This window comes from Mycobacterium sp. E183 (assembly GCF_001667735.1).
In the GTDB taxonomy this organism is placed as follows: Bacteria; Actinomycetota; Actinomycetes; order Mycobacteriales; family Mycobacteriaceae; genus Mycobacterium.
Genome location: NZ_LZJN01000196.1, coordinates 1 through 24,988 on the forward strand (window position 1 = coordinate 1; position 24,988 = coordinate 24,988).

14 protein-coding genes are annotated in these 24,988 nt (G+C 70.1%); 3 read left to right on the forward strand and 11 right to left on the reverse strand.

Going from position 1 to position 24,988, the window contains the following annotated elements:
• Window positions 1-576 (reverse strand): heat-inducible transcriptional repressor HrcA (hrcA, locus tag A5691_RS23875; RefSeq protein ID WP_082950473.1); only part of this gene is annotated, 576 nt, incomplete at its 3' end.
• Between the two features lie 206 nt (window positions 577-782).
• Between hrcA and A5691_RS23880 the strand changes: the two genes are divergently transcribed.
• The 3 genes from A5691_RS23880 to A5691_RS23890 all read left to right on the forward strand — a co-directional run bounded on the left by A5691_RS23880 (window position 783) and on the right by A5691_RS23890 (window position 2,632).
• Complete coding sequence (locus A5691_RS23880; protein ID WP_067748401.1) at window positions 783-1,097, forward strand: type II toxin-antitoxin system VapB family antitoxin; 315 nt, start codon at window positions 783-785, stop codon at window positions 1,095-1,097.
• Window positions 1,098-1,160: 63 nt separating this feature from the next.
• Window positions 1,161-1,760: a carboxymuconolactone decarboxylase family protein gene (locus A5691_RS23885; RefSeq protein WP_067748399.1), complete on the forward strand. Its 600-nt coding sequence runs from the start codon at window positions 1,161-1,163 to the stop codon at window positions 1,758-1,760.
• Window positions 1,757-2,632 (forward strand): sigma-70 family RNA polymerase sigma factor, encoded by an 876-nt coding sequence (locus A5691_RS23890; RefSeq protein ID WP_067785043.1) that lies wholly within the window; start codon window positions 1,757-1,759, stop codon window positions 2,630-2,632. Before A5691_RS23885 ends, A5691_RS23890 begins: the two co-directional genes overlap by 4 nt.
• Here A5691_RS23890 and A5691_RS23895 read toward each other — a convergent pair.
• From A5691_RS23895 to A5691_RS23940, 10 genes are all read right to left on the reverse strand, one after another.
• A complete protein-coding gene (locus A5691_RS23895) occupies window positions 2,626-3,129 on the reverse strand; it encodes a hypothetical protein (protein ID WP_067748395.1) in 504 nt (167 codons plus the stop codon). The genes A5691_RS23890 and A5691_RS23895 overlap by 7 nt on opposite strands.
• Before the next feature lie 177 nt (window positions 3,130-3,306).
• A complete protein-coding gene (locus A5691_RS23900; protein WP_067888972.1) occupies window positions 3,307-3,822 on the reverse strand; it encodes a hypothetical protein in 516 nt (171 codons plus the stop codon).
• A gap of 168 nt (window positions 3,823-3,990) precedes the next feature.
• A complete protein-coding gene (locus A5691_RS23905) occupies window positions 3,991-4,209 on the reverse strand; it encodes an MbtH family protein (protein WP_067748391.1) in 219 nt (72 codons plus the stop codon).
• Entirely contained in the window at window positions 4,187-5,482 is a 1,296-nt protein-coding gene (mbtG, locus tag A5691_RS23910; protein WP_067748388.1) for an NADPH-dependent L-lysine N(6)-monooxygenase MbtG, read from the reverse strand. The genes A5691_RS23905 and mbtG overlap by 23 nt, the downstream gene beginning before the upstream one ends.
• On the reverse strand, window positions 5,479-9,888 hold the full coding sequence (locus A5691_RS23915) for a non-ribosomal peptide synthetase (RefSeq protein WP_068266811.1): 4,410 nt from the start codon (window positions 9,886-9,888) through the stop codon (window positions 5,479-5,481). Before A5691_RS23915 ends, mbtG begins: the two co-directional genes overlap by 4 nt.
• The gene (locus A5691_RS23920) at window positions 9,885-16,406 is read right to left on the reverse strand and encodes a non-ribosomal peptide synthetase (RefSeq protein WP_068017767.1); all 6,522 of its coding nucleotides are present in this window, start codon (window positions 16,404-16,406) and stop codon (window positions 9,885-9,887) included. The genes A5691_RS23915 and A5691_RS23920 overlap by 4 nt, the downstream gene beginning before the upstream one ends.
• Window positions 16,403-19,402: a mycobactin polyketide synthase MbtD gene (mbtD, locus tag A5691_RS23925; protein ID WP_067780003.1), complete on the reverse strand. Its 3,000-nt coding sequence runs from the start codon at window positions 19,400-19,402 to the stop codon at window positions 16,403-16,405. Before mbtD ends, A5691_RS23920 begins: the two co-directional genes overlap by 4 nt.
• The gene (locus tag A5691_RS23930; RefSeq protein ID WP_068017770.1) at window positions 19,402-20,718 is read right to left on the reverse strand and encodes a polyketide synthase; all 1,317 of its coding nucleotides are present in this window, start codon (window positions 20,716-20,718) and stop codon (window positions 19,402-19,404) included. Before A5691_RS23930 ends, mbtD begins: the two co-directional genes overlap by 1 nt.
• Window positions 20,711-21,475, reverse strand: coding sequence for a thioesterase II family protein (locus A5691_RS23935; RefSeq protein WP_067748377.1), 765 nt, complete (start codon window positions 21,473-21,475; stop codon window positions 20,711-20,713). Before A5691_RS23935 ends, A5691_RS23930 begins: the two co-directional genes overlap by 8 nt.
• A complete protein-coding gene (locus tag A5691_RS23940; protein ID WP_067890021.1) occupies window positions 21,472-24,987 on the reverse strand; it encodes a non-ribosomal peptide synthetase in 3,516 nt (1,171 codons plus the stop codon). The genes A5691_RS23935 and A5691_RS23940 overlap by 4 nt, the downstream gene beginning before the upstream one ends.
• Window position 24,988: the final 1 nt, after the last annotated feature.

Sequence of the window (24,988 nt, forward strand, 5' to 3'; positions counted from 1 at the left end):
CGATAGCTTCTTGCCGATCAACGCCTGGCCGAGCATCTCGCGGAGCTGGGACAGCTGGTGGTCGTCGATGACGTCGCCGAGTTCGACGATGCGCTGGTCCACCCGACCGGTGTCGGTGATGACCACCATCAGCAGGCGGGCCGGCGTCAGCGCGATCACTTCGAGGTGGCGCACGGTGGACGACGTCAGCGTCGGGTACTGCACCACGGCGACCTGGCGGGTCAGTTGGGCCAGCAGTCGCACCGCCCGGCGCAGCACGTCGTCCAGGTCGACGCCGGACTCCAGGAAGCTCAGGATCGCGCTGCGCTCGGCGGAGGACAACGGCTTGACGTCGTGGAGCCGGTCGACGAACTCGCGGTAGCCCTTCTCGGTCGGCACGCGCCCGGAGCTGGTGTGCGGCTGGGTGATGTACCCCTCGGCCTCCAGAACCGCCATGTCGTTGCGCACGGTGGCGGACGAGACGCCCAGGTTATGACGCTCCACCAGCGTCTTGGAACCGATGGGCTCCTTGGTGGCAACGAAATCGGCGACGATGGCACGCAACACCTCGAAACGCCGATCGTCGGCACTTCCCACTCGTTGTCACCTCCCTGCACCGCGCTGACCGGGTCCATTTTACGGGTCTCGAGCCGCGCCAACGGTTACCAGCGGGCCGTCGGCGGCGGGCAGTCGGCGGCACCCGCAACGATTACCGACGCTTCGGCGCTGGCGACCCTTCGTCCGGTTAGCCTTTCCAGCATGAACCGGTCCGGTGATCGCGACGCGTCGGGGAAGATCGGGCGATGATTTTCAAGGGCGTGCGCGACGGCAAGCCATACCCCGAGCATGGGCTGTCCTACCGGGATTGGGCCCAGATTCCGCCGCAGCAGATCCGGCTCGACGAATTGGTCACCACGACCACGGTGCTCGCCCTGGACCGCCTGCTGTCGGAGGACTCCACGTTCTACGGCGACCTGTTTCCGCACGCGGTGCGGTGGAAGGGCGTCACCTATCTCGAAGACGGCCTGCACCGGGCGGTCCGCGCGGCTCTGCGGAACCGCACGGTGCTGCACGCGCGGATCTTCGACATGGACATGGCGCCGGGGCCGCCGCGGTAGCCGGTCACGTTTGCGCACCGCCGGGTGTCGACTTGGTGAGGACGACATTCAAGGAGGACCGCCATGCCTCGGCTGCAAGGAGTCTCGGACCGTGACGCCGGTCTGGGCGCCAAGATCGCCTTCTTCTTCACCAAACGCAAGCTGGCCCAGATGACCGGGCTCGAAACGGCCGGGATGCTGGAACCGCTGCGGATGTACGCGCACATCCCCCGGCTGCTCAACGCGTACGGCAGGCTCGAGCAGGCCGAGTCGAAGCTGGACATCCTGCGCCCCCGCGACCGTGCGCTCGCGGAACTCAAGGCGGCGACGACGGTGCACTGCGAGTACTGCATCGACCTGGGTTCGCAGATCGCCCGCCGGTGGGGCATCACCGACGAGGAACTGCTCGCGATGGCCGATTATCGGAACGCCGCGTGCTTCTCCGACGTCGACAAGCTGATCCTCGAGTACGCCACCGCGATCAGCCGCACCCCCGTCGAGGTCAGCGACGAGCTTTTCGATGCGCTGCGCGGGCATTTCGACACCGCCCAACTCGTCGGGCTCACCCACGTCATCACGCTGGGCAACCTGCGGGCCCGCTTCAACCTCGCGCTCGGTATCGGCTCGTCCGGCTTCTCGGGCGACCGGGTCTGCGCCCTGCCGGAAACCCACGGTGACACGTGACCGTCGCTGCGTCGGTGACGGCGCGTTTCGAGGCGGCGCGGCCGCAGCTGGGCGCCATCGCCTACCGCATGCTGGGCTCGATCGACGACGCCCAGGACGCCGTGCAGGAGGCGTGGCTGCGGCTGAGCGGAAGCCACGCCGACGGGATCGCCAATCTGGACGCCTGGCTGACCACCGTGGTGGCCCGCATCTGTTTGAACATGCTCCGCGACCGCCGGGCCCGCGGACGGGAGGACCTGGCCGCCGTCCTGCCGGACCCGATCGTGGAAGCCGACGGCGAGTTCGACCCCGAACACCGGGCGATGCTCGCCGACGCGGTCGGGCTGGCGTTGTTCGTGGTGCTGGATACGTTGCCGCCCGAGCAGCGCCTGGCGTTTGTGCTGCACGACGCGTTCGCCGTGCCGTTCGACCAGATCGCGCCCATCGTCGGCCGCACGCCGGAGGCCACCCGCAAGCTGGCCAGCCGGGCGCGCCGGCGGATCGAACAGGCCGACCCGTCCCCCGACGGCGACGCGACCGCCCAGCGGGAGGCCGTCGACGCGTTCTTCGCGGCGGGCCGCAGCGGCGACTTCGACCGCCTGGTCGCGGTGCTGGATCCCGAGGTGGTGCTGCGCGGGGACTTCGGCCGCGGCACCCCCGGCTTCCGCGCCGAGGGTGCACCCACCGTGGCCAAGCTGGCCCGCAGCTATGCGGGCCCGGACCGCGAGGTGCGCGCCGCGACAGTCAACGGGGCGGCCGGCGCGGTGATCTTCGTCGCCGGGCAGGCGACGGCGATCATGGGATTCGTCGTGCGCGACGGCCTGATCGCCTCGATCGACGTGCTGGCCGACCCCGTCCGCATCGCGCGGTTAGACCTGCGCGCCGATCACTGACCGGCGGCTTGCAGCAACTCCATCGCCGACGCCCGCGACAACACCCAGCCGCCCTGGTTGACGAACGTGACGTTCTGCGTGACCGGTGACGTCAGCTTCGGGCCGGAGACCGCGACGTCAGCCGTGGCCGAGCCGGCCGCGGCCGGCTGGATGTTCGTGACACCGAACGACAGGGGCAGGTCGCCGTTCTTGGCCGCCTTCTGCAGCTTCTTGTCGGCGACGTGCGCCTCGATGCCACTGATGCCGCCCTGAACCAGGTTGCTCTTGCTGGCGAACGAGACGCTCGGGTCGGCCAGGCTGTTCAGCACGCCGGTCAGCTGATCGGCGGTCGGCAGGTCGGCGGCCGCAACCGGAGCCGGATCCTGCGGTAACGGCGCACCGATCGCTGCGAGCCGCACCTGGTCCATCGAAGGCGCGATGGAGACCGCGCCGGCGGCCGCACCCCCGATGACGGCGAATGCTGCCGCGCTGGTGGCGAGCAACTTGACGGTTTTCATGGTTCCCCCTTCGACGGGCGCGCCTGGTGAAACGGATCCACGCATCTGGCGTGGTGTCAACGCGCCTGCTACTCCTGTTGATTCGCCTGGCGGCATGGCTACGTTACGGCCACGCCATGTGAAGACAACAGGCGGAACCTGTGCCCCAGCTGTGTGGCGGCCCAGAATTGCGGCCGGCTAGTTGGTCGCGGTCGCGGCCTGGATCAGGGCGATGGCGGCGTCGTGCTGCAGGACCCAGTTGCCGCCCTGATTGACGAACACCAGGTGCTTTTCCACCGGCCCGGCGAACTTCGGACCCGAGATCGCCACGTCGGCCTGGGCCATGTTCGGGCCGGCCGGCGCGATGTTCGTCACGGCGAAGGTCTCCGGAAAGTTGCCGTTGCGGTAGGCCTTTCGCAGATCGTGATCGGCAACGTGGCCCTCGTCGGGGGTGATGCCGTTCTCCACCAGGTTGTTCTTGGTGGTGTACGAGACGCCCGGATTGGTCGCCTGGTCGCACAGGGTCGACAACTGCTCCGCGGTCGGAAGAGCGCCCGGGGCCGGCGGCGGCGGTGGCGGGTCCTGCGGGAGCGGCGCGCCGAGCGCGGCCAACCGCACCTGATCCATCGGTGCCGCGACGAAAACGCCACCGCCGGCTCCCCCTAAGACGGCGAACGCCGCCACGCCGGTGGCAATACTCTTCATGGTTTTCACGGTTCCCCCTTCGATACGCATGCACCATGGCGGGATCTCAGCGATCTTGTCCCCCACACGGTTCCGCGTGACCACGGTTAGTAGGTGTAAGTGTGCCTGGTGTGACCGGCGATTGTGTCTCGGGCCGGTCACGGTACGGCGACGCTACGGCCGCGCACCGCCCGCCCGTTACGAGCGTCGCTCGATCGATTCCCGGAGACTCTTCGGCCGGATGTCGGTCCAGTTCTGCTCGATGTAGTCGAGGCACTCCGCGCGGCTCGCCTCGCCGTAGACCACGCGCCACCCCGCCGGCTTGTCGGCGAAGCTCGGCCACAGGCTGTGTTGATCCTCGTCGTTGACGAGGACGAAGAAGGTGCCGTTCTCGTCATCGAAGGGGTTGATGCTCATCGCGTCTCCTTGTCGTGTGCTGGGGCGGGCCCACCGAACCCACCGTGGATCCCAATACCCGGTCTGACAACAATCCCAAGCAGCTGAGGTTGGGAAATCCCGGCCCCTGCGTCAGACCGGAGAGGTTGGGCAGGAACAACTTGGGTGCGACGTCGGTGACGGCCAGGTCGTGGCCGATCGCCTCCTGCAGGCTGTCGGCGGTCAGCGGTCCGCCCAGGCCGAGCTCCAACAGGTCCAGCACGTCCTGGCCGAACAACGACGTGAACCACAGCGAGTCGGCGCCAGAACCGTCGATGACGAGGTCGAAACCGTGCACCGTCTCGAGGTTCTCGCTGCCGCGGTTGGTGGACAGGGTCAGTCGGATCTGCCCGTCGCGGCCCACCGCGTGGGCCACCCGGCCCCGCAGATGGCGGATGCGGTCGTCGGCCAGCAGGGCCTCCTGCACGTTCGCCGAGAAGACCCCGCGGTCGGTGCGGGCCAGCGCGTCGCGGCGTTCGGCCAGCGTCAGCGCGCTCCAATCGGTGGGGTCGGAGAACAGCGAGTTCTCGAAGAAGCTCTCCCCGCGGGTGAACAGCGTCACCTGCGGCGAGATGACGGTGATGGTTGAAACCCGGTGCCGGAACAGCTCGTTGAGCATCGACGCCGCGGTCTCGCCGCCGCCGATCACCGCCACGCGCTCGGCGCTGATCCGGTCGTGACCCGCGGCGCGGTCCCAGAACTGGGCGATCGACAGCATGCGCGGATTGCCGGGCAGCAAGGATTTCTCGGCCTGACCGGGCCCGGTGATCATCAGGGCGTCGGCTTGCACGGTCGTCTCGTGGGTGTGCAGCGTCCACTGGTCCCCGCTCACGGCCAGCCGTTCCACCTCACCGTGCACCACGTTGAGGCCGATCCGGTCGGCCACCCAGCCCAGGTATTGGCTCCACTTGCGATGGGTCGGCGCCGGGCGGCCGCGGTCGATCCACTCGGCGAACGACGCCGTGGCGATCAAATAGGACTGCCAGCTATAGCGGGTCATCCGCTCGTCGAGTTCGGCGTTGCGGCGGGGCACCAGTGCCGAGCGGTAGGGGAACCCGACATCCTTCTCCGGGCTGGTGCCCAGCCGGTGCGCGCCGTCGGTCCAGCCGCCGCTCGCCTGCCAGTTCGCCGCCACGCCGATACGTTCGACGGCGATCACCTCGGGGGCGTCGACACCCATGTCCCGCAGCACGGAAGCCTTGGCCGCGACGGCGACCGCCTTGGCTCCCGCGCCGAGGATCGCAAGTGTGCTCATGGGGCCATCTCCCGTAGCGATTCGATCCAAAGATGTTGCAGCTCGGCGACATCGGCGTCACTGAGAATGTCGGGCAGCGTGCGCCACTGCGCGGCCAGCACCCGCTGCCCGTCGAAGGTGAGCATGGCGGCCACGATGGTGAGCTCGTGGCGGACCGCGAGATCGGGTTCGGGCTGTGGCGACACCCCGGCCAGCAGCTCCCGCTCCAGCGTCAACGCGGTGCCGCCGTGGGCATGGGCGGCTCCGATGTAGTTCAGCAGCAGTTGCGGCCGGCGCAGCGGGGCGAGTCGCTCGGCGGTGTCGGTGCGCAGGTAGCGCAGCAACCCGTAGTCCAGCCCATCGCCCGGGATCGTCGCCAGCAGCTCCCCCGCGCCTCGTGGGCCCGTCGACGTCACCCGAATCGGGTAGATGGAGCTCAACAGCCCGACGGTGTCGCCGGTATCGATGCTGCGCGTGCCCGTGCCGTCGACGAGACCGTCGGCGCGCCCGTGTGTTTCGAGCGCCAGCAGGGGCGGTGGCGTGGCCTGGTCGCGCGAGCGCCGCCACCGCGTCACCGTCGCCGCCGTGGCGGCGATCAACAGGTGGGGCATCGGCAGGCCCGAGCCCAGTAACCGGCGGGTGAGGTCGGCGTCGGTGGCGATCATGCGGACGTCCAGATCGCGGGCGCGGTCGCGACGCGGATCGACCCGCCGGGCGCCGAGGTCGGGATCGTCGCCGTCGGACTGGGCGGCCCAGAACTGCACGGTGTCCAGTCGGTGAGCGCGCTCGATGAGGGCGGCGGCCCAGCGCCGGTAGCTGGTGTGTTCGCGGATCGGCGCGGGCGCACGCCCGGTGGTCAAAGCCGTTAGGGCGGAGTCCAATTCGCCGAGGACGACCCGCCAGGACGCCGGGTCCATCGCAAGGACATGGGCGGCCAGCAGCAGGACGCTCGGCCCGGCCGGGGGCCGAAGCCATACCGCGGCCAGCATCGTCCCCCGCTCCGGGTCGAGGCGGTCGACGGCCCCGGCCGCGTAGGCGGGGATCACCGCTCGCAGATCGTCGGAGGTCGCAACCTCGTCGATGAGTCCGGTGTGGGTGTCCGGTGCCGAAACCAGGGTCATGGCGGCCCGGTCCAGGCGGGAGCGCAGCACCTCGTGGGCGTTCACGATGCCGGCCAGCGCGGCGTCCAGTTGTTCGCGGGTGACGTTGTCGGGCAGCCGGATGGCCTCGGTCTGCGCCAGGCGGCGCGGCTCACCGAATTCGTAGAGCCATCGTCCGTTGGGCAACACCGGCATGGGTCCGGTGTCCTCTTCGGCATCGCTTGCGGCAGAGTACGTTTCGGAGTCGATCGCCTCCGCTAATTCGCGGATGTTGGCGCACTCGAGGACGAGCCTGGCGCGCAGGGCAATTCCCCGCGCCCGGGTCGCCTGGACCACCGACAGGGCCGTGATGCTGTCCAAACCCAGCTGCAGGAAATCCGCGGAGACGTCGACTCGCGGCTGGTGGAGCAGCTCCGAAAGCACTTCGGCCAGTGCGGCTTCGGTCGGCGTTGCGGGGGCGGCCTCGGCGGGATCCGGCTCGTTGGCGTCGAAGGCGCTGAGCGCGGCCTCGTCCAGCTTGCCGTTGACCGTCAAGGGGATCTCGTCGACCGCGAGGATGCGCTGAGGGATCATGTAGCGCGGCAACCGGGTGCCGAGCATCGTACGTAGCTCGGCCGCCGTCGGCGGCCGGGGCGCCGCTTCGGCGACGACCACGTAGGCCGTCAGCAGCGCGACCCCATGGCGCCGGCGCACCACGACCCCCGCTCGCCGGACGGCGGGATGCGATTCGAGCGCGGCCGCGATCTCGCCCGGCTCGACGCGGTAGCCGCGGATCTTGACCTGAGCGTCGGCGCGGCCCACGTATACCAGCGAGCCGTCGGGGGCCCGACGCACCAAATCGCCAGTGCGGTACATGCGTTCGCCGGTCGCGAACGGGTCGGCGACGAACCGCTGCCCGGTTTGGGCGGCGCGGCCCAGATAACCGCGGGCCAGCTGGGCGCCGGCGAGATACAGCTCGCCCGTCACGCCGCCCGGAACCGGTCGCAGCGCGGAGTCCAGCACGTAGCCGCGCGTGTACGCGGTCGGCCGCCCGATCGACGGGTCGTCATGCTCGGCGATGGCGGCGACCACCGCCTCGACCGTCGTTTCGGTGGGGCCATAGCAGTTGTGGGCCGCCATGCCGGTGCGCGCGCACTCGGCGCGGATGAGGTTCCAGTCGGGCTTGCCGAGCGCTTCCCCGCCCAGGGCCAGCACCGCCAGCGGCACCGTGCTCAGCAAACCGCATGCCGCGAGTTGGGCAAACATCGACGGGGTGGTGTCGATCATGTCGATGCGGTGCTCGGCGATCGCCTCGACCAGCGCCTCGGCATCGGTCTGCGTGTGCTCGTCGACGACGTGCACGGCGTGACCGTCGAGCAGCGCGACCAACGGCTGCCAGGCGGCGTCGAACGCGAACGACCACGCGTGCGCGATGCGCAGCGGCCGGCCCAGCCGGGCGGCCGCCGGGCGCAGCACGTTGTCCAGGTGGTCGTCGGCGTATGCGCTTAGGGCTGCGTGAGTTCCGATGACTCCCTTGGGTTCTCCGGTGGTACCCGACGTGAAGACGACGTAGGCGGCTTGCCCGGGCGACACTTCGACCGGGTGGAAGCCCGCGCCCGGCGGTTCGCCGGCCAGCGGCGACTCCTCGTCGAGCACGATCGCGGCGCCGGATTGACGCAGGATCGATTCCACCCGTTCCGGGGGTGTTGTCGGCTCCATGGGCACGCACATGCCGCCGGCCTTGAGCACGGCCAGCATCGCGACGATGTAGTGCGGTCCCCGGGAAAGCCGAATGGCCACCGGGCTTTCGGGCCGCACGCCGCGGTCCGCGAGGCGGGCGGCCAGGCCGTTGGCGAGGGCGTCCAGTTCGCGGTAGCTCATCGTGCCGGCCGCCCAGCTGATCGCGAGGTTGTCCGGGGTCTTGGCGACGACGTCGGCGAACCTCGTGTGGATGCCGACCGCAGACGGGGCGGGCGGGGCCGCGGCGCGCGGCGGGGCCGCCTCGTCGTCGAAGAGAACGCTCACTTGGCGCAGCGGCCGGTCCCAATCCCGCAGCAGCCGTTCGGCGGCGGTCAGCACCCGCCGGCCGAAGGCCGCGGCGGGAATGGCGCCCAGCGCACCGTCGATCACTTCGACCAGCACCACCAGTTCGCCGCCTTCGATGTGCGCGGCGACGGTGATCGGGAAATGTGACAGGGTTTGCAGGGTGGACGGCCGGAATGTCGAACCGCCTGCGGTCAATTCGACGCCCGCGGCCAGTCCGTCCAGGGGGAAGTTCTCGTAGACCAGCAGGGTGTCGAACATCTCCCCGACGCCGCCGAGCGCGCGCAGTTGGGCGTGCCCGAGGTAGCCGTGCTCACGCAGCAACGCGGCGTCACGCTGCACCGCGCGACATTGCTCGCCGACGCTTGCGGCCGGGTCGAGCCGCACCCGCATGGGAACGGTGTTGATGAACAGCCCGATCATGGTCTCCACGCCGGTCAGTTCGGGCGGCCGGCCGGAGATGGTGACCCCGAAGACCACGTCGTGGGTGTCGGTCAGCCTGGACAACACCAGCGCCCACGCCATTTGCATCAGCGTGTTGACGGTGATCCCGCGGGATCGCGTCCCGTCGACCAGTCGGGCGGTCGCCGCGCCCGGCAGCCGCAGTTCGGTGGTGCGGGGCAACCCGGCGCGCCGGTCCTCGCCCGAGCCGAGCGCCGCCGACAGCAGGGTGGGGCCCGGAAGGCCGGCCAGGTGCTCCCGCCAGACCCGTTGACTGGCTTGCAGATCGCGGCTGGCCAGCCAGCCGATGTAGTCGCGGTAGGGCCGCGGTGTGGCGGGCAACGCGGACACGTCCCCGCCGGCCCGATACAGAGTCATCATCTCGTTGACGAACACCGGCATCGACCAGCCGTCGATCACGATGTGGTGGGCGGTGAGCACCAAACGCCATCGAGTGCAAGGCAATTCGATGAGCAGGAAGCGGATGGCCGGCCCGCGCTCCAGATCGAACGGGCGCCGGCGTTCACCGGTCTCCAGCGCCTGCACATCCTCGGGCGCCGCGGCGACGGTGCGCCACGGCAGGTCGACCCTGGACGGCACGATCTGGACCGGGTGGGCGATCCCTCGGCTGAAGAAGCTGGCCCGCAGATTGGGGTGCCGCCTCAGCATCTTTGTCGCGCAATCACGTAACAGCGCGACGTCGAGCGCACCGGAGATGTCGGCGGCCATGCCGATCACGTACGGGTCGTCGGCGTCGCCGTCGGCGAATTCGGCGAGCGTGGTCAGCGAATACAAGCCCTCCTGCAGCGGGCTCAGTGCCATCACGTCCTCGATGTCGGGCGCGACATCCTTGGTGGCCGTCATGGCATACCGTCGCGCGACGACCAGAGCTGCGTCACGGCAGCCAAGTCGTCGGCCGAAAGGCCGGACGTGCTCATCGGCTCGAACCGGTCGTCGGCGTGCTCGGTGTCGTTCTGCCCGTCGAGAGCGGCCGCCAGCTGCTGCACCGTCGGGTTCTCGAAAATCATCCGCGGGCTCACCGCCAGGCCGGCGGCCCGTACGCGCGCGGCGAGCTGCACCGACAGGATGCTGTCCCCACCCAGCGCGAAGAAATCGTCGAAGCGGCCAACCTCGGGCGTCGACAGCAGCTCGGCGAACACCTTGGCCAGCGCACGTTCGGTGTCGGTGCGTGACGGCTCCGTTTGTCCGCTGGTGGTGACGGACGGCCGCGGCAGCCCGGGCCGATTCAGCTTGCCCGACTCGGTCTTGGGTAGCGCGTCCAGGACGGTCAACGACGACGGGATCATATAGCCGGGCAGCGTCGCGCCGATGGCGGCGCGCACCTCCGATGCGAACGAGGCCTTCTGCGCGTCGTCGACCATTGGCCGTTGCGGCACAACGTATCCGGCCAGGGAGGTGCCGCCGTTCACCTCCCAGGTGCGTGCGGCGGTGGCGGCGACCCCGTCGACCGCCGCCAGCGCAGCCTCGACCTCGGCCAGCTCCACCCGGAAACCGCGCACCTGGACCTGGTGGTCGGTCCGTCCGACGAATTCCAGTTGGCCGTCCTCGGTCCAGCGGGCGAGGTCGCCACTGCGGTACAGACGTGAACCCGGTTCGAGCGCAAAGGGATCGGCGACGAACCGGGTGGCGGTCAGCCCTGGGCGTTTCCAGTAGCCCCGCGCCAGTTGATCGCCGGCGTAATACAGTTCGCCCACGACGCCGACCGGCACCGCCCGCAGCCCGTCGTCGAGCAGGTAGGCGGCCGCCCCGGGAACCGGCTTGCCCACGAGCGGATTCGGCGGTGCCAGCCGCCCGCGGGATACCGCGCCGGACGTCTCGGTGGAGCCGATGTTGTTCAACAGCTCGATCTCCGTGCCGCCGCACACGGACACCAGCCGTCGTAGCAGCGACGCGCTCACCGGTTCCCCGCCGCACACCAGTCTGGACAGCCCCCGCACCGCGTCGGGCCGGCAGTCCACCAGGGCGGAGACCAGGCTGGGCACCGCGGTCACCTGCGCGACCGCGTGCCGACTCATCAAGTCGCCGAGGGCTTCCGGGTCGCGGTGCTCGGCATCGTCGGCGAGGATCATCGTCGCCCCCGCCGCCAGGCCGGCCAGCATCTCCATGCCACCCTCGAGGAACGTGATCGAGGCCTGCGCCAGCCGCACGTCCTCCGTCCTGGGCGGGTAGTGCCGCAGCTGCCAGTCCAGCCGGGCCGCCATCGACCGATGGGTGCCCAGCGCGCCTTTCGGCTTGCCCGTGGATCCGGACGTGAAGACCAGGAACATCGGGTCGTCGGGGTGCGGCGGCGGCAGTTCCCGCCGAGCGGCATCTCCGTTCTCCAGCGCGGCCCGCACCTGCGCGTCGTCGAGCGAAATGACGGCCACGCCCGCTACGTCGGGGATGGTGTCCGCCGCTTCGGCCGTGGCCAGCACCACCGGCGGCCGCACGTCGTCGAGCATGAACTGCTTGCGCGCCCGCGGATAGCCCGGATCGATGGGGAAGTAACCGCCGCCCGCCTTCATGATGGCCACCAGCGCCACCACCAGGTCGATGCCGCGCCGCATCGACAGCCCGACCAACGACCCCGGCCCGACACCGCGCGCGGCAAGCAACGCCGCCAGGCGGTCCGAAAGGCGGTGCAGCGCTGGGTAATCGAGCTGCCGATCGCCGCAGCGCACCGCGATCCGCCCGGTCCCCCAGCCTCGGCTGGGCTCCAGCAATTCCCCAATGGTGCGCGGCCGGTCGTGCGGCGGTCGCTCGCCGCGGCTCCAGTGCTCCAGCACGCGGTGCCGCTCTGCGGCGTCGGTCAGCTGCACGTCGCGCAAACTTTGGTCGACATTGTCGGCAAATGCGGTGACCACCCGAGTCAGCCAGCCGGCGAATCGCTCGATCGTGGCCCTGCTGTACAGCTCGGTGCGGAAGATCAGATTGCCGTTGTATCCGCCGCCGTCAGAGCCGTCGGTGCCGAAGAAGTTGACGCTGAGGTCGGCGTGCGCCATGTCGAAGACCGGGTCCAGCGAGGTGCACACCGTGTCTTGCTCGCCCTCGCCGGAGCCTTGCTCGATCACGCGCGTCGCGGGCAGGTGGTCGCGGACGTGCACGACCACCTGGAAGAGCGGGTTGCGCGACAACGAACGGACCGGGCTGACGCTGTCGACCACGCGGTCGAACGGCAGGTCCTGATGGGCGTAGGCGGCCAGCGCCGTTTCCCGTGCGCGGGCCAGCAACTCGCGCAGCGTCGGGTTGCCGGTCAGATCGTTGCGCAGCACCAGGATGTTGACGAAGAACCCGATCAGCTGATCCAATTCGGCCTCGGTGCGCCCGGCGACCGGGGTGCCCAGCGGGATGTCGAGCCCACCACCGGCTTTGTGCAGCACCACCGCGACGGCCGTTTGCAAGAGCATGAATTCGGTGATGCCCAGCTCGCGGGACAATTCGGCGAGCTTGGCGCGGGTGGTCGCGTCGATGCCGAAGTCGACGGACTCCCCCTCGCCGCTGGGCACCCGCTGGCGCGGGAAGTCGGGCCGCAGCCCGCTGTCCTCGGGCAGCCCGGCCAGTTGGCGGATCCAGTACTCGCGCTGCTCGGCGGCGACAGCGGACTCCTGACCGCTCGCGTCGCCGAGGAACTCCCCCTGCCACGCGGCGTAGTCGGCGTACTGCACGCGCAGCGGCGCCCACGCCGGGGCTTCCCCCGCCCGCCTGGCCCGATACGCGGTCATCACGTCGGCGAACAGCACCCCGGCCGACCAGTGGTCGGAGGCGATGTGGTGGACCACCAGCGACAGGACGTGCTCGGCGTCATCGGCGGTGCGCAGCACCGCGACCCGAATCGGCAATTCGCGGTCCAGTTCGAAGCAGTGCCTGCGCTCGGCGTCCAATTCCCGTTGCAGCCAGGCTTGATCGGGGCCGGAGGCCCGGCGCACGGAAACGTCACCCGCGGATCCGACCACCTGATACGGCACGCCATCCAGCTCCACGTAGGAGGTGCGCAGGATTTCATGCCGGGCAACGACGTCCCCGACGGCGGCGATCAGGGCGTCCATGTTCCAGGGCCCGCTCAGTTTCGCGGCGAAGGGAATGTTGTTGACCCAGCTTGGCCCGTCGACGCGATAGGCGAACCAGCTGCGCAGCTGTGAGGCCGACAACGGCATCGGCTCGTCGTGGGCCGTGGCGATCAGCTTGGGCCGCGACTGGCGAAGCTCGCCGGAACTGAGCCGGTCGACCCGCTCGGCCAACGCGCTTACCGTCGCCAGTTCGAAGACGTCGCGGATGCCGACCTCCACCCCGCACTCGGATCGGATCGCGGTGACCAGTTTCGTGGCCACCAGCGAATGGCCGCCCAGGTCGAAGAACGAGTCGTCGAGCCCCACTCGGTCGTGACCGAGCAACGCGGAAAACAATGCGGCGATGCGTCGTTCGGCGGGTGTGACCGGATCGCGGTATTCGGCGGCCGCCGCGATCTGGGGCTGGGGCAGCGCGGCGCGGTCGATCTTGCCGTGGGCCGTGATCGGGATCTCGTCGAGCGCCACGTAGGCGGCCGGCGTCATGTAGTCCGGGAGCGCCGCGGCCACCCGGGCTCGGATCCGTTCGACGTCAACGGTTTCCGGGTCCGCTCCCGGCACCGGCGTGACGTATCCCACCAGGCTCTTGCCCAACCGCGGCAGGTCCATGGCCAGCACCACCGCCCGCCCCACGCTGGGGTCGACCGAGATGGCGGCGGCGATCTCGCCCAGCTCGATGCGGAAGCCGCGGATCTTGACCTGCTCGTCGGCGCGTCCGACGAACTCGATGTCGCCGTCGGCGTTGCGGCGGGCAAGGTCGCCCGAGCGGTACAGCCGGCCGCCCGGCGTGAACGGGTCGGCGACGAATCGCTCGGCGGTCAGCCCGGGCCTGCGGTGGTAGCCGTGCGCGACATGCGTTCCACCGATGTATATCTCGCCGATCACCCCCGCGGGGACCGGGCGCAGTGCGTTGTCGAGGAGGTGGACCTGCGTGTTGATCTTCGGGCGTCCGATGGGCACCACCCGGGTGCCCTGGGTGCCCTCCACCGGGTAGCTGGTGCAGTTGACCACGGTTTCGGTCGGGCCGTAGAAGTTGTACAGCAGCGCATCGAAGGTGGCATGGAACTTGTCGGCGATCTCACCCGGCAGGGCCTCCCCGCCGATGGGGACTCGGCGCAGGGTGCGCCATTGGCTGACGCCGGGCAACGAGAGGAACAGACCGAGCAGCGACGGCACGAAATGCATCGAGGTGATGCCTTCGCGGCTCAGCAGATCGGTCAGGTAGCCGATGTCGCGGAGCCCGTCGGGCCGCGGGATCACCAGCCGGGCACCCATGATCAACGTGCCGAAGATCTCGCCCATCGACACGTCGAAGCTCGGCGACGCAACCTGCAAGAGCCGGTCGGTTTCGTCGACGCGGTACTCGTCACCGAACCAGACGAAGTACTCGGCGATCGGTGCGTGCGGCACCGGCACGCCCTTGGGCAGCCCGGTCGAACCCGACGTGTAGATCAGGTAGGCGGTGTTGTCCGGGCTCAGCGGCCTGATCAATTCGCTGGGCGCGGTGGCCGGGTACTCCGACAGTCCGGGAATGGGTTCGCGCAGCACGAGTTTGGCGTCGGCGTCGCCGAGGATGAAGGTCAGCCGATCCTCGGGGTAGGTGGGATCCACCGGCAGGTAGACCGCGCCAGCCTTCAGCACTCCGAGCGCGGTGATGACCAATTCGGGTGACTTGTCCAGCAGCACCGCGACGCGGTCCTCGGTGCCGACGCCCTGCTCGATCAGCCAGTGCGCCAAGCGGTTCGACTCTTCGTCGATCTCGCGATAGGTGTACTCGCGGCCCTCGTACACGACGGCGATGGCGGCCGGTGAGAGCGCCGCCCGGCGGGCGACCAGCGCCGGCAAGGTGGTGGGCGGGGTTTCGAATCTGTCGCCGGTCGAGGCGCGGCGCAGCCACGCGGCGTCGTCGGTATTCATCAGCGCGCACGCCGACAGCGCCGTGTCGGGGTTTGTCAGCATGTCGTCCAGCAACACGGCGTAGTGCCGCAGCAGCTGGTCGACCAGTTGCCGATCCAGAACTTCCACCAGGTATTCGGCTTCGATCAATCCGGCGCCCGTGCGGTCCAGCTCGACCATGAAACTCAGTGGCAGCTGGTTGAAATGGCCGCGCAACTCGCCGCGCGCGCACCGCACCCCGGGCGGGCAGAAACCGGCGCCGTCGGGCTCGCGCTGCCCGAAGCTCACCCGGGTCATCCGGTCGGCGCCGTGCCGGCGGTCGGGATTGGATTCGCGGACCAGCCAGTCCAGGTCGGCGCGCGAATGGGCGAAGGCACCCACCGCGCGGTCCCGGGTCTCGGTCAGCAGCTCTCGGAACGTCTGAAGGGGCCCTGGCCGCAGCCGAATCACCACGGTGTTGCCGTAGTACCCGATCGCCGATTCCGTTCCGACGCCGCGGTTGAGCACCGGAGCGGCGATCAGGGAGTCGGTCGACTGGGTGTAGCGGTGCACCAACGCGGCGAACGCCGCCATCAGCACCATGTACGGGGTGGCGCCCGTCTCCCGCGCGAGCGCCGCCGCCCGGTCGACGGTGGCCGCCGACAACGGCATCGCGGTGCGTTGGGCCCGCCAGGTGCTTGGCACCACCGATCCGTTGGGACCCGGAAGTTCAAGTGGCTCGGGTAGATTCGCCATCTGGCGGCGCCAGTATTCGTGGTCCGCGGCGGGATCCGCGGCTTCGTCCGGCGGGGGGGCCGCCTGCGGGGGCTCGTCGGCGAAGCCGTCCGGATCGACGTACGCGCGGGTCAGGTCGGCGAAAAACGGCGCCCACGAGGCATCGTCCCAGGCGACGTGGTGGACGGTGATCAACAGCATCAGCTCGGTGGCCGAGAGCCGCGCCACGGTGACCCGCAGGGGTGAATCCGTGGCCAGGTCGAAGGGCCGACGGAAATCCCGCTGCGCCAGCACGTCCAGCCGCAACCGCCGGGACTGATCGGTCAGGTCCGACAGGTCGTGCTCGGCCCACTCCGGGCGCAGCTCTTCGCGGATGACCGGATACGGGTCGCCGTCGGCGCCCGTGGCGTACGTCGTATGCAGCAGGGCATGGCGCGCGGCCACAGCGTCCACCGCGTGCCGCAACCGTTGGATGTCGACCGCGCCGCTGAGGCGATAGGAAACACAGACGTTGAGCAGCGCGCTGTCGGGGTCCAGCGACTGCACGAACCACATGCGGTGCTGTCCGACCGACATGCGCGGCCCTTCGGCGGTCGCCACGGGCGAAGCGGCGGGCGGGCTGGCCAGGCCGCGTTCGGCGATCTTGCGGCGCAACAATTCCAGGCGCTCGTCGTCGAGCCGTGCGCCGGCTTGGGTGGTGTCCGTCACGCGGGGAGTCCAACCTTTCTGGCTTCGCGAACGTCGGGTTTCGCGCCTTCGCGCGGCTCACCGGAGCCGGCGCGCAACGCATCGATCAATTCGTTGAGGGTGATCCCGCCGAGCATGCGAGCCACCGGAACCGAGCGTCCGACCGTCCGGCGTAGCCGCTTACGCAGATCCAGTGCGAGCAAGGAATCCACCCCAAGGTCGATCAGCGGTGCGCTCGCGTCGATCGAGACCGAGTCGTCCAGGTGCAGTGTCGCGGCGACGTCCGCGCGCACCACGTCGGCCAGCGATCTGGCGGCGGGGTGGACCGCTCCCCCGTCGCTGCCGCGGGACACGCGGAAAGGCGTTGGCATGCACTGGCTTTCGAAGAACACCGCGAGCCGGTCGAAATCCGCGTCGAAGATCAGCGGATCGCCGTCATTGCGGTGGAAGCCGGCCTCGATCGCCGCGTCGGGCACCATCGCGGTCAGACCGGATCGTTCGGTGCGGGCTATCTCGTCGGCCGCCACGACGCCCGCGGCCTGCCACAGTCCCCACCGGATCGCCACGCAGTCGTGACCCCCGCGGCGCAGCTGGGCGACCAGCACGTCCAGCATCCGGTTGGAGGCGGCATAAGCGGCGTGGTGGTGACCACCCCACACTCCGAACACCGACGAGCAGGCCAGGATTCGGCAGTCCGGACGCAGCGGCCACCGCTGCGCCAGCAGGGCCAGGCCACGCACCTTGGCGGCACACACCGTCGCCACGTCGGTTCCGGTCAGCGCGGCGAGGGAGCGCGCCTGGGCGATGCCGGCGGTGTGAATCAGCATCGACGCCCCCGCGCCGGCGTGCCTGACGGCCTCGGCCACGGCGACCGGATCGGTGATGTCGCAGCGCAGGGCGCGTACCTCGGTGTCGTGATTGTCGGTCAGCCGGCGCAGTACGTCCCGGTCGAGACCGTTGCGGCTCAGCAGCGTGACCGTCCGCGCCCCCCGTTCGATGCAGTATCGCGCGTACTGCAGGCCGATGGCGCCGCTGCCGCCGGTGATCACCACGTTGTCCAGTGCGGCGGCGTCCAGCGGCCGACCGGTCGCCGAGTCGCGGCAGTCCCGGAACGTCCGGATGTACCGTCGCGGTACTTCACTTCCGCGCAGCGCGACCTCGGCCGCCTCACCGAGCAGCACCTCGACGACGGCGCGCGCGCTCCGCGCGTCGAGGTCGCGGCCCGGCAGGTCGAGATGCCCGAAGGCCTGGTCGCTGAATTCGAAGCCGGCGCTGCGATGCATCGCGCCGAGTGCTGCCTGTGCCGGTGATACGTCGGTGTCGTCCGGGTCGATGCTCTCGCCGCCCGCGGTGATCAGCCAGACGGCCCGGCAGCGCGGGCCGATCAGTGCGGCGTAGTCCGGCAGACCCGCGTCCGGCCGGCCGGCGATCTGCGCGATCGCCGATGCGGGGTCGCGCTCGTCGAGCCCGGGGGTGACGACGGCGACGATCTCCGCATCGTGCGGCGCGACCACCCGGCAACCGCCCTGTGCGTCAACGGCTTCCATCAGCCTCCGCGTCAACGCGTCCTCCGCGTCAGGGCCGAAGAATCCGATGTCGGCACCCGCAGCGTCCGATGGGGGGGCGGGTTGCCAGGCCTCGACGGCGACGGTGAGCGAAGGGGCCGGTGCCGTGTCGATCAGCGGCTCGGGCGCTGCCCACAGATGGACCGCCCGCATGGGCGCGTTGGGGAACCCGCGCAGCGGCCGCCGGACACCGCCGGGCATGGTGTTGGCCCACTGGCAGCCGGGATCGGCGGTCGCCACGGTCGCGATGTTTTTCGCCAGCACGTCGGTGATGGCTCCCTCGCGGTGGCCCGAGCCGGCGACCACGCTCGTTCGCTCGTCGATCAGGTCCGCGAGCGGGTACAGCAGCGAAGGATGCGCGGACAACTCGACAAAAGTGGTGGCGCCGAGTTTCTGGGCCGCCGTGACCGCCTTATCGAAACGCACCGTGTTACAGAGATTTTCGTACCAGTACTGAGAGAAGTCCGCCCCGCTGCCCACCTCGGCACCGAAGGTCGAGCCGACGAATCTGACCGGGCTGTCCCGGAAGGCCGAGCGGGGAACCCGCTCGGTCAACTGCGCGCGCAACGGCCGCAGCACACTGGTGTGTCCCGGGTAGTCCACGGACAGCTGATGGGCGAACATCCCCCGCTGCCGGGCCAGCAACACGGCGGCCGCCACGGCGTCGCGGTCTCCGGACACCACGGTCGACGAGGGGCCATTGACGGCCGAGACTTCCAACCAGCCCGCGGCTTCCGCGATCAGGGACTCGGCCTCGTCGACCCCGGCCCCGAGCACGACCATGGCGTATTGACCCGCCAACTGGTCGACGATGGTGGCGCGGGCTCCGACCAGGGCGACCGCGTCGGGCAACGAGATCGTCCCGGCGACGTAGGCGGCCGCGACCTCGCCGAGGCTGTGGCCGACGGTGATTGCGGGCAGCACACCGTGGAATCGCCATTCGTAGGCCAGGCTGACCGCGTGGGTGAATTGTGCTCCTTGTATCTCGGTCCGCGACCAGTTGCGATCGTCCCCTCCGGTCAGGTAGGGCAACGGCGACGGCAGTCCCGCAGCGAGGAAGGCCTGCGCGCATCGGTCGGCCGCGGCCCGGTATGCCGAAAGTCGTTGATAGGCCTCGGCTCCCATCGATTGCCATTGGTTGCCCTGTCCGGGAAACACGAAAGCGATGCACGGCGCCACACCGTGCGAGGACCGGGTCACCAGCGGGTGCTCTTCGCCGCGGGTTAGGGCGAGCAGCCCGCCGGCGAGCTCGGCGCGGTCGGCCGCCCGGACGACCGCACGGTGCCGCCGCACCCGACGCAGCCGCAGCAGGCTGGACCCTATCGCCGCGGGGTCCGCGTCGGTGCGGTCCAGATAGTCCAGGATCGCTCGGGCGTCGTTGACGATCAGCTCTTCGTCGTGCGCGGTGAGCAACACGGGTACGCGACCGTCGGGCAGTGGGGATCCGAGCATCACGCGACCTCGGGGAGGGAGACGATCACGTGTGCGTTGGTGCCGGCGATGCCGAAGGCCGACGTCGCCGCGGTCCGTCGGCCGGCGACCGCCGGCCATGGGGTCAGGGTCGTGGCCAACCGCAACCCCTGGCTGTCCCAGTCGATTTCCGGGCTCGGGTCCGCCGCGTGCAGGGTCGGTGGGATCGCCCCGTGTTCGGCGGCGACCACGACCTTGGCCAGCCCGAGCGCACCGCTGGCCGCGAGGGCGTGCCCGAGGTTGGACTTCACCGAGCCGAGCAGTGCGCCGCCACCGGGTGCCGTGTCGCCATAGGTTTGCGCCAGCGACCGCAGTTCCGTGCGGTCGCCCAGGCGGGTGCCTGTGCCGTGGCCCTCGACCATGCCGACCTCGTCCGGCCGGATCCCGGCCTGCGTCATGGCACGGCGAAACAGGCGGATCTGCGCTTCACCGCTGGGCGCGCTGAGGCCGGCACTGCGGCCGTCTTGGTTGACGGTGGTGGCGCGGACCTCGGCGACGACCTCGCGGCCGGCGCGCAAGGCGGCCGATTTGCGTTGCAGCACAAACATCGCCGCCCCCTCGGCCCACACCGTTCCGCTGGCCTGGGCGCTGTAGGGGCGGCAGTGCCCGTCGTCGGAGAGGGCGTGTTGCTTGGAGAATTCGACGAAGAATCCGGGCGATCCCAGGACGTTCACCCCGCCGGCCAGCGCCAGGTCGCAGTCGCCGTCTTGGATCGACCGCACCGCGACGTGGAATGCGGCCAGCGCGGACGCGCACGACGAGTCCACCGTCAGCGCCGGGCCCGCCAGCCCCAGCGTGTACGCGACCCGGCCGGAGATCACGCTCAGCGCGGTCCCGGCGAGCAGGTGCCCGCTGTGCTTCGAGAAGTTGGCCATCTGCGGCCCGTACCCGGTGGCCGAGGCGCCGACGAAACAACCCACGTCGTGCCCGGCCAGGTCGTCGGGATTGATGCCGCTGTTCTCCAGCGCGCGCCAGGAGACGCGGAGCACGACGCGCTGCTGGGGGTCCATGGCGACGGCCTCCCGCGGGGAGATGCCGAAGAACTCGGGATCGAAGGTTGTTGCACCCGTGAGGAATCCACCGCGATCATGGATTTCCTTGAAGCCGCTCCGCCGCGATCCGGCGAGCAGCTCGCTCACCTGCCAACCGCGGTCCGTGGGGAACGGGCCCAGCGCCTCACGGCCGCGCGACAACAACTCCCAGTACTTCTCGGCGGTGTCGATGCCGCCCGGCGCTTCGAGGGCCATGCCGACGATCACGACCGGATCGGCCGCCGCGTCGAACCTGTTGTCAGACATCGGCGTTCACCCGTTCGGCCACGGCGTCGATGTGCTCGTTGAGATAGAAATGGCCGCCGTCGTACAGGAACAACTCGAAGTCGCCCGCGGTGTGGTTCTCCCAGAGCCGCAGCGCGGCCGGATCGACGCGGTGGTCGTCGCGCGCCCCCAATACCCTGATGTCGGCGCGAATGCGGACGCAGGGAGCGCACTCGTAGCGATTGATCGCTTGGTAGTCGGCTCGCACCGCGGTCGTCAACAACTCCGCGAACTCCTCGTCGGCGAGCAGTTCGGGGTCGGTGCCGCCGAGATCGGCGATGTCGGCGAGCAGGCCGTCGTCGGAGGTGGGGAGTTGCGGCATCGTGGCGACCGCCGACGGTGCGGGCCCGGCCGAGACCCACAGGCGCTGCACCGCGGTGTCGTGGGATTCGGCGATCCTCGCGAATTCGAACGCCACGACGGCACCCATGCTGTGGCCGAACAGCCGAAGCGGCGCGACGCGACTCCACGGCCCCGCGTCGAACAGGCCCCGGGCGAGGTCGTGCACTGTGTCGGGGGCCGGGTGACTGAGCCGGTCCGCGCGCTGTGGGTACTGCACGATGTAGGTGTCCCCGCCCAAGGCCAGTGCGGCGGCCACCGACCGATAGCTTGCCGCGGAGGCGCCGGCGTGCGGAAACACGACGGTCGCGCCGGCGCGTCGGCGTGCGCTCCCGCCGGACACCCGCTTGATCCAGGATGCGAACTCCGTCGGCACGCTCAGCACAGGGTCGGATGTCATTGTGCCGTCTCGGTTTTCGCGGTGTGTCGACCGGCCGACAGCACCGCGTCGGCGTCCAGGTGGATGACTTCCAGGTACAGCTCGGCAACCTGGTCCAGCCGCGCGTCGTCCCGCTCGCGGTCGGTGAGCAAATTCGCCAGTGCCGCCACGGTTCTCGTGGCGAAGATGTCGGCGACCATGACATTCGGGGTGTCCAGCCAGGTGCGGATACGGCCCACGGCCTGGGTGGCGAGCACCGAATCACCCCCGAGCGCGAAGAAGTCGTCGTCACGCCCCACCCGCTCCGCGCCGAGTAGGTCACCGAGCAGCGTCGCGAGCGCCGATTCCAGCGGCGTCGCCGGGGGACGGTAGCCGGGCTGCTCGGCCACGGAAATCGCGGCGCCAAGGTGGCGCGCGACGGCACGGCGGTCGATCTTGCCGGCGTTGGTGAACGGGATCCGCTCCACGAGTGCGAAGTGGCGCGGAACCATATGCGCGGGAACGAGTTCGGCCATCAGCTTCGCAAGCCCCTCGGCGGACGGCTGTGCACCGCTGGACATTTCGGGGCACACGGCGGCGGCCAGGATCTCCGAGCCCCCGGGTCCCGGGAGCAGGGCCGCCACCGCTATGGCCACTCCGGGGAGTCGGCGCAACGCCGCCTCGATCTCGCCGAGTTCGACGCGATAGCCGCTGATCTTGACCCGGTGATCGGCACGGCCGACGAACTCGCAGGTGCCGTCGGGCCAATACCTGGCCAGGTCGCCGGTGCGGTACCACCTGCGGCCCGCGTGCTCGACGAAGCGCTCCGCGGTGAGATCGGGACGCCCGCGATAGCCCCGCGCGATGCCGCGGCCGGATACCCACAGCTCGCCGGCGACCCAGTCCGGGCAGTCGTCACCCGCCTCGTTGACGACACGGCAGGCGTTGTTGGTCAGCGGCACCCCGTAGGGCAGAGCGGTCCAGTCGGCCGGCAGCGCGTCGGGGTCGGCCACTTCGAAAATCGTGTTGTGGACCGGTGTCTCGGTCGCTCCGCCCAGACCGGCGAACCGTAGGTTGGGTGCCTCGGCCCGCAGCCGGCGGGCCAGCTCCGGGCGCACCCAGTCCCCGCCGGTGGGAATCACCCGCACGGAAGACAGCCGGCCGCGGCCGACTTCGATCAGCATCTCCAGCCAGCCCGGCATGAAGTGCAGCACGGTGACTTGGTGGGTGTCGATGAGCCGGGCCCAGGCGTCGGGGTCGCGGCGCTGCGATTCGTCGACCACCACGATCGAGCCGCCCGTCCGCAGGGTCACGAAGATGTCCATCACCGAGATGTCACCCTCGAGCGTGGACAGGGCCAGGCATCGATCCGCCGGGCCGATGTCGAAGTGGCGGGCGATGAACTCCACCGTGTTCATCGCGGCGTCGTGGGTCACCTCGACACCCTTCGGCTCCCCGGTCGAGCCCGAGGTGAACAACACGTAGGCCAGCTCAGCGGGATCGACTCTCGCCGGATGGATCTCGGGCGCGAGCTGCACGTCGCGCAGCACGTCGGCGAGGCAGAGCTCGGGCACCTTCAGGTTCAGTCGCTGCCCACCGCACACCACGGCCAGGCGCACAGCACCGGTGTGCAAGATGCGCTCCGCGCGGTCGCGAGGCTGGTCGACGCCGATCGGCAGGTAAACCGCGCCGATGCCCAGGATGCCCAGCAGCGCGGGCACTTGCTCGGCGGTCTTGGGGCCCATCACCGCGACCGTGTCGCCGGGGCCGACACCCGCCGTGCGCAACGCGGCGGCCACCGCCAGCGCCTGCTCGCGCAGCTGCCCGTAGCTGACGTCCCCCGAGCCGGCGAATATCGCGGGCGCGTCGGGCTGTTGCTCGGCCTGCCGAAAGAACCCGTCGTGCAATGCTTCTCCGCTGGGTTCGGCGGTGCGGCCGTTGACCGCGTCGCGCACCGCGCGCTGGGCGTCCGACAGCGGCGGCGGCCCCATCGCCTCCCAGCTGTCGTCGGCGGAGGCCAGCCTGAGCAGTTCGTCGATGTGGTAGGCGAACATGGCGTCGACGACACCCGGGGCGAAGACGCCGTCGCGGACGTCCCAATTCACCAGCACGCCGCCGTCGAACTCGGTGACCTGAGCGTCGAGCAGCACCTGCGGCCCCTGGGAGATGATCCACGTGGGTGTGCCGAATTGGGCGGTGACCTCTCGGCTGAACAGCTCGCCGAGTCCCAGCGCGCTGGTGAATACCACCGGCGCCAGCACCTGGGTGCCGCGATGGCGGCTGAGGTCGCGGAGCACCGACAGTCCGGGATAGGCGGCGTGGGTGGCGGCGGACCGCATCGCGTCCTGCACGGCCCCGGCCCGCGCCACCGGGGTGCGCGCGCCGGTGAGGTCCACATCCAGCAGCAGCGACGACGTGAAATCGCCGACCAGCGAGTCGACTTGGGGGTGCAAAGGCTGGCGCCCGAACAGCGGCACATTCAGCAGGAAGCGCGAGGTGGTGGACCAGCGCGCCAGGGCGTTGGCGAAGGAGGCGGCCAGCGTCATCGCGGGCGTGACCCCGCGGGCATGAGCGCGGGAAAACAGCGCGTCCCGGGTCTTCGGGTCCAGCCAGTGCCAGAGCCGGGCGCTCCTACGCGAACCGCGGTCGCCGGTGGTGGGCAGCGCCGGCGGGTCCGGGAGCTGCGGGATGCGTTGCGCCCACCACTCGCGGGCGGCGTCGCGGGCCGGTTGGGGCCGGGCCTCTTCCGCCTCGATCGCGTCGCGGTAGCGCCGATACGTGTAGCTCAGCGCGGGCAGGTCGTGACCGAGGTAGAGAGCGGCAAGATCGGACATCAAGGTGCGATAGCTCATCGCGTCGGCGGCCTGCATGTCCAGATCGACGTGCAGGCGCGAACGTTCGCCCGGCAGCAGCGTCAGGGCAAGCTCGAACACCGCGCCGTCGAGCTGCTGGTGCGATTTGGCGTCGCGGATGGCGGCCAGCCGCGCATCGACCCCGTCGCCGTCCAGGTGGCGCAGGTCCTCGACGGTGACCGGGAATTCGTCACCGGCCGCCGCGATGCGTTGGGTGCCGTCGGGCAGGAACTCAACCCGCAGCATGGGGTGGCGCCGGGCCAGCTCTTTGGCGGCCGCGCGCAGCCGCGCGGGATCGATCGGGCCGCCGTCGAATTCGACGTAGAGGTGTCCGGCCACCCCGCCGAGCTGCTGGCTGTCCTGCCGGCCGACCCACATCGCGTGCTGCATCGGGGCGAGCGGGAAGGGCTCGCCGTCGGCCCCCGGCGCCGCCTCGCTGGCAGCCTTGTGATCGCTTGGCTCGGTCGCCGGCTCGGCGGTCACCAGCTTGGCCCAGGCCTCGAGGGTGGGAGTTTCGGCCAGCGTGGCGAAATCGACGGCGATGCCCTGACGGCGCCAGCGACCCGCCAGGGTCATCATCCGAATGGAGTCCAGCCCTTGACCGATGAGGTTGGTGGTTGGGTGGACGTCGTCGACACCGACGCCCAGCAGTTCGGCTACCTCTGCCCGGACGTCTGCCGGGCGCGCCGAGGCATGCACCACG

Excerpts from the sequence above, each read along its gene's own strand:
- A5691_RS23930 (WP_068017770.1), bottom strand. The coding sequence starts at position 20,718 with ATGTCTGACAACAGGTTCGACGCGGCGGCCGATCCGGTCGTGATCGTC.
- A5691_RS23905 (WP_067748391.1), bottom strand. The coding sequence starts at position 4,209 with ATGAGCATCAACCCCTTCGATGACGAGAACGGCACCTTCTTCGTCCTC.
- mbtD (WP_067780003.1), bottom strand. The coding sequence starts at position 19,402 with ATGCTCGGATCCCCACTGCCCGACGGTCGCGTACCCGTGTTGCTCACC.
- A5691_RS23885 (WP_067748399.1), top strand. The coding sequence starts at position 1,161 with ATGCCTCGGCTGCAAGGAGTCTCGGACCGTGACGCCGGTCTGGGCGCC.
- A5691_RS23935 (WP_067748377.1), bottom strand. The coding sequence starts at position 21,475 with ATGACATCCGACCCTGTGCTGAGCGTGCCGACGGAGTTCGCATCCTGG.
- mbtG (WP_067748388.1), bottom strand. The coding sequence starts at position 5,482 with ATGAGCACACTTGCGATCCTCGGCGCGGGAGCCAAGGCGGTCGCCGTC.
- A5691_RS23895 (WP_067748395.1), bottom strand. The coding sequence starts at position 3,129 with ATGAAAACCGTCAAGTTGCTCGCCACCAGCGCGGCAGCATTCGCCGTC.
- A5691_RS23915 (WP_068266811.1), bottom strand. The coding sequence starts at position 9,888 with ATGACGGCCACCAAGGATGTCGCGCCCGACATCGAGGACGTGATGGCA.
- A5691_RS23880 (WP_067748401.1), top strand. The coding sequence starts at position 783 with ATGATTTTCAAGGGCGTGCGCGACGGCAAGCCATACCCCGAGCATGGG.